The organism is Lysinibacillus zambalensis (genome assembly GCF_040183165.1).
In the GTDB taxonomy this organism is placed as follows: domain Bacteria; phylum Bacillota; class Bacilli; order Bacillales_A; family Planococcaceae; genus Lysinibacillus; species Lysinibacillus zambalensis.
This window is the reverse complement of sequence record NZ_JBEGDG010000048.1, coordinates 1-5,634: the sequence shown is the minus strand read 5'-3', so window position 1 is coordinate 5,634 and position 5,634 is coordinate 1. Positions and strand designations below refer to the sequence as shown.

4 protein-coding genes and 1 rRNA gene are annotated in these 5,634 nt (G+C 38.2%); 2 read left to right on the top strand and 3 right to left on the bottom strand.

Going from position 1 to position 5,634, the window contains the following annotated elements; all coding sequences use genetic code 11:
• Nucleotides 1-249: 249 nt before the first annotated feature.
• Genes nadA through nadB form a run of 3 tightly spaced genes read right to left on the bottom strand, consistent with a single transcriptional unit; the run spans nucleotide 250 to nucleotide 3,743 of the window.
• Complete coding sequence (nadA, locus tag ABNX05_RS25880) at nucleotides 250-1,353, bottom strand: quinolinate synthase NadA (RefSeq protein ID WP_432760176.1); 1,104 nt, start codon at nucleotides 1,351-1,353, stop codon at nucleotides 250-252.
• Nucleotides 1,340-2,200 carry a carboxylating nicotinate-nucleotide diphosphorylase gene (gene nadC / locus ABNX05_RS25875; RefSeq protein ID WP_349662313.1) on the bottom strand — a complete coding sequence of 287 codons (861 nt, stop codon included), beginning with the start codon at nucleotides 2,198-2,200 and terminating at the stop codon, nucleotides 1,340-1,342. The genes nadA and nadC overlap by 14 nt, the downstream gene beginning before the upstream one ends.
• Nucleotides 2,157-3,743, bottom strand: coding sequence for an L-aspartate oxidase (gene nadB / locus ABNX05_RS25870; RefSeq protein ID WP_349662311.1), 1,587 nt, complete (start codon nucleotides 3,741-3,743; stop codon nucleotides 2,157-2,159). Before nadB ends, nadC begins: the two co-directional genes overlap by 44 nt.
• 100 nt (nucleotides 3,744-3,843) lie before the next feature.
• Here nadB and ABNX05_RS25865 point away from each other — a divergent pair, with 100 nt between their 5' ends.
• Together ABNX05_RS25865 and rrf are read left to right on the top strand one after the other, a co-directional pair.
• On the top strand, nucleotides 3,844-4,914 hold the full coding sequence (locus ABNX05_RS25865; RefSeq protein WP_349662314.1) for a cysteine desulfurase family protein: 1,071 nt from the start codon (nucleotides 3,844-3,846) through the stop codon (nucleotides 4,912-4,914).
• 648 nt (nucleotides 4,915-5,562) lie between these two features.
• A 5S ribosomal RNA gene (gene rrf, locus ABNX05_RS25860) occupies nucleotides 5,563-5,634 on the top strand; the annotation flags it as partial.

The following is a 5,634-nucleotide window of genomic DNA, read 5'->3' as shown; positions in this document are numbered from 1 at the left end:
GTTAAGACACCGCCCTTTCACGGCGGTAACACGGGTTCGAATCCCGTACGGGTCATACTAAAATACAGTAGATGTAAATTACATCTACTGTATTTTTTTTGTTATAAAGATAGCTTTTAAGATTCTACTAATTGTCTTACACGATTATGATTAGTTGAAATGTATTTGAACATTACTACATATTCTCATTAGAAAACTAAAGCAACTATAAGAAAACGTCTACTCATTTTTGGGTAGACGTTTTGCTTTTTACGCTCTTAATAGCATTCTTTCAAGTGAGCTACGTGCTTCTTCAGCAGTGTGAGCATCTACTTGAATACAATTATGTGGCTGCCCCTTTTGTATACTTTCTAAAGACCAAAGTAGATGGGGAAGGTCAATACGATTCATCGTAAGACAAGGACAGAAATTTTCATTTAAAGAGATAATCTGCTTATCAGGGTGCTGTTTGATCAGACGATTGACGAGATTCATTTCAGTACCGATTGCCCATGCTGAATCACTTGGTGCTTTATTAATCGTATCAATAATGTATTTTGTAGAACCTGCATCATCTGCAGCAGCAACCACTTCACGACTACATTCTGGATGAACAATGATCCTCATATTTGGATGAGTTTTACGTATGAGCTCCGTATGCTGAACCGTAAAGCCTTCGTGTACAGAGCAGTGTCCCTTCCATAAGATGACTTGAATGTTTTCTGGGGACTGATCCGTTTCAAGCTTATTTGTATGAGGATTCCAAACGGCCATATTTTCAAGCGGTATTCCTAAATCGTACGCAGTATTTCTACCTAAATGTTGATCGGGTAAAAAGAAAATACGTTGTTTTTGCGTAAATGCCCATTCAACCATTTCTTTTGCATTGGATGATGTTACGCAAGCTCCACCATGTCGTCCCGTAAATGCTTTAATGGCAGCAGTAGAATTAACATATGTTAGAGGGATAATGGTATCGCCAAAAAGTTCCTGTAAAACTGGCCATGCTTGTTCTGTTTGATAAATGTCTGCCATATCTGCCATTGAACAGCCCGCACGCATATCAGGTAAGTATACATGCTGCTGTTTAGTTGTAAGCATATCAGCTGTTTCCGCCATAAAGTGTACGCCGCAAAATACGATATGTTCAGCTTCCGTGTTAGCTGCTGATATTTGAGCAAGTTGTAAGGAATCCCCTGTTGCATCAGCAAATTGAATCACTTCATCTTTTTGATAGTGATGCCCAGGAATGAAGAGCTTACTGCCTAATTCCTTTTTTATAGCTAGAATGCGAGATTCCATGTCATTTTTAGATAAAGCACGATAATGCTCGGGTAGTAGTGACATTTGTTGAAATAGATTAGTGATGGACAATGAAACTAGCTCCTTTCGGTTTAACAATTGCACTAATATCAAAAGCTTTTACGGAATGTGTTAGCGCTCCGAGTGAAATCCATTGAATACCTGTTATCGCATAGCTATTTAAGTTTTGAAGTGTAATGCCGCCCGAAGCTTCTGTAGCGATATGTGGAGGAACAGCAGGAAGCCATTCACGTATTTCTTTAGGGCTACGATTATCAAACATAATGATATCAGCACCAGCTGCAATTGCTTCATCTAATTGTGCTTTTGTTTCAATTTCGACTTCGATCTTAATGGTGTGACCGATTTTCTCACGGGCCGCCTGTACTGCATTAGTAATACTACCTGCAAAAGCAATATGATTATCCTTTAGCATGATCGCATCGAATAAACCATTGCGATGATTATAGGCACCACCGATTCTAACAGCGTATTTATCTAACATACGCAATCCAGGCATTGTTTTGCGCGTATCGCATATTTTCGCATTAGTACCTGCAGTTTCTCGCACCGCTAAATTTGTAGTTGTGGCAATAGCAGACATACGCTGGATAAGATTCAAAATTACACGCTCACCTATTAATAACTTTTGAAGAGGTCCTTGAATAACAGCAAGAACATCACCAGCATTTACTTTTTCTCCATCTTTTTTATAAAGGGTAATATCTATCGATCGATCCAGTAGAAGAAATCCATGCTTAATGATGAGAGCTCCACAAAAAATGCCGTCTTCTTTCGCATAAAAAGAAAAAGATCCCTGTTGTTCAGGGGAAAATATTAATTCACTTGATAAATCTCCATCGCCTATATCCTCATTAAAAAATTGCTTTAACAATTCCTCGAGTTTGATGATATTCATATAATGAATCCCTCACTTTCATCTGTCCTTGTTGAAAAATAATCCAACGGTTTGCCCACTGGTTATCATTTTCTGGTTGATCAACGCGAATATGTGCTCCGCGAGTTTCTTTTCGTGTAATGGCTGCGAATGCCATTAATATAGCGACAATATGCATCATGAAAAGTTCAAGTTCCTGTTGATTCAGGCCATTTAAATTAACATGAAGAAGTGTTTGCAATGAGGGCAATTGTTGTACGAATTGTTGCATATCGATAGGACTTCGCACAATGCCTAATGTGTGCATCATCATTTGTCGTAATTGATCTTTTGTAAATAACGATGGCATTGTTTGTTGGTGATGTTTGTCACTAATCAAGAAATTATTTTGTGTACAACCTGTTTGAATAATGTATTGGGCTGTTCTTTGTCCAAACGTAATTCCTTCTAATAGAGAGTTACTAGCTAAACGATTGGCGCCATGAACTCCTGTACAAGCAACTTCCCCAATTGCATAGAGATTAGGAATAGATGTCCTTCCTTTGTCATCAGCAACAACACCGCCCATTAAGAAATGGCTACCTGGTGCAACTGGAATTAGGCCATCCTGTAAATTAACATTATTGTCAGAACAAAGTTGAGCAATCGTAGGGAATCTTTCTTCAAAGTGTTCAATCTTTGTAATATCAATAAATGTTTCCTGCCCAGCAGCACGTTTATGAAATAATGCATGTGCTGTAACATGGCGTGGTGCTAAGTCCAGCTGTTTATGTATCCCTTTCATTAAGGGCTGACGATACGCATCGACAAATATTCCTCCGGCGCCACGAACAGCTTCAGATACTAACCCTTTGGCCTGACCTTGAGACCAAAGTAAGCTTGGATGAAATTGCATAAATTCCATATCACTGATGGCAGCTCCTGCACGATAGGCTAATGCGATCCCATCACCAGTATTCGTAGCAAAGTTAGACGTACAAGAATAAAGAGCACCTGCACCTCCTGTCGCGAGAATGACGTGGTGGGCAAGGTAGCGTTTCGTTCCCTTTGCTCCTTTTGTTAGAACGCCAACACAATCCCCATTTGTGTTTAATAAAAGCTCATAAGCCATCTCATAGCAATTCACGACGATATTAGATGTGAGTTGATTGAGCAAATAATCTATCATTACTTGACCAGTACGATCACCGCCTGCATGTAAAATGCGGTGATGACTATGTGCTCCCTCTAAGCCAAGAGCGGGGGACCCGTCAACTTGTCGATCAACTGGGAAGCCCTCATTTAATAAATTACGCATAATTTCTGTGCCATTTTCTATTAGTACTTTAACATTCCTTCTTTCATGATGATATTCACCAGCAGTCAACGTATCAGCAATGTGAAGCTTTGGATGATCTTCTTGACTTGTAACGGCAGCAATACCGCCTTGAGCACGATAAGAACTACTCATTTTAACTGAACACTTTGTCACTAGCTGTACTTGAAAATGTTCTTCGAGAAGCCGAGCAGTTTGAAGTGCGGCAATACCGCTACCAATAATAAGTACATCTGTCTTTACATCCATACATATACCTTCTTTACAGTTGTCTTGACACTTATCTTTGCATAAAATAAAAAAGAAAACAAGACCGAATGAATTAGAAAGGAAGAATAAGATGATTTATATGGATTACGCTGCAACCGCTCCAATGACGCCAAAAGCTCTTAAAGCATATTGCGAGGTAGCAAAGCAGTATTATGGAAATAGCGCAAGCTTACATGACCTAGGAGGACAAGCCCATTATTTTGTTGAACAAGCAAGAGCTGTTGTAGCAAGGTCACTTGGAGTAAACAGTGATGGTATCATTTTTACGGGAAGTGGAACGGAGGGCAATTTAATTGCGATTTTGTCATTAGCTTTAGCTTCAAATAAAGGGAAGCACATTATATCATCCCAAGCTGAACACACATCGGTACATGCGGCTTTAAATACACTTGAAAAAATGGGTTTTACGGTCACGAAGTTACCCTTACAGCAAGACGGTTGTATTCAAGTAGAGCAACTACGAAAAGCAATTCAAGAAGATACAGCTTTAATCACTATTCAACATGTAAATTCAGAGATAGGTTCTATTCAACCGATAGAAGAAATTGCCGAAATTGCAAAACAATCAAATGTGCTTATACACGTCGATTGTGTACAATCCTTTTGTAAACTCTCGTTAAAACAGCAAGTAGATGCTATTACTGTTTCAGCGCATAAAATAGGTGGGCCAAAAGGGTGTGGTGCCATATATATGAATCCTGAGCTCCGTGTTCCTGCATTAGCTCCAGGTGTCACACATGAGCGCGGACTAAGGGGAGGCACACTAGATACCCCAGCTATTGTCGCATTTGCTACGGCGATTGAAGATTATCAATATGAGTGTCAGCAATATGCAGCATTACGTCAATACTTTAAGGAGAATTTACCAGAGACGTGTCAGATCATTGAGTGTAAGAATCAGTTGCCTAATATTTGTGGTGTGATGATGAAAAGAGTAGAAGGGCAATACGTTTTGTTAAAATTAAATGAAGCGGGGATATGTATTTCTACAGGAAGTGCCTGTGATATTCATAGTGAATCTGGTACAAAAGCGATTTTATCAATGGGTTATTCTATGGGAGCAGCTCGTCAATTTTTTAGAATATCCTTTGGTCCAGCAACGACATTTGAGGAAATTGATCGATTACAACGAGCACTTTTAAGCCTTTAATGTTCGACATGTGAAATATATTAAATGCTTTCTAAGCAAGTAAATGAAAGGCTCAATAAATAATATTGAGGATAAGATTAAAACTGAAAAACTATGATTAAATAATTTTGAAATGATAATTTATGTACATGTTAAGTAGTCTATAAAAATAATCTTCATTGGATATTTTTTGTACATGTATACTTATTTTGGTTGGTGATTGGAGCGAAGGGCTACTCAAGTACTCCTGTCGTAGAGCATTGAGTTTGGGGGAAGAAGTAGCTTGTAGCGAAAATTAGTGCCTTTTATTTATAAAATGAATATAAATAGTTAACTAATTCTCATCTATTAAATTAATTGTTTTCTTTTAATTAAACAATTGCTATAATAAATAGCAGAGTGATAATTTCTCGTAGAAAACAAAAAATATCTCTAAAAAGTAATAATTTCTTTTTTTTATAAAAAAGTATTGCACAATGCTAGAAAACGTTATACAATAATTCTTGTCTTGAAGGACAGGTAATAAACTTCAAAACGAAATACATAAAGGTTTCAACATACGAGTAGTTCGGGAAAGCGATGAAGAAAAGGAAGGACGTACTTAAGTACATGACTGACTGAACGACAGAGGCTGACGAAAAAGTACGACGTATATCGAAAACTTAATAGTCTAGTGATGATGGCAAAGAGGTCACACCCGTTCCCATACCGAACACGGAAGTTAAGCTCTTTAGCGCCGAT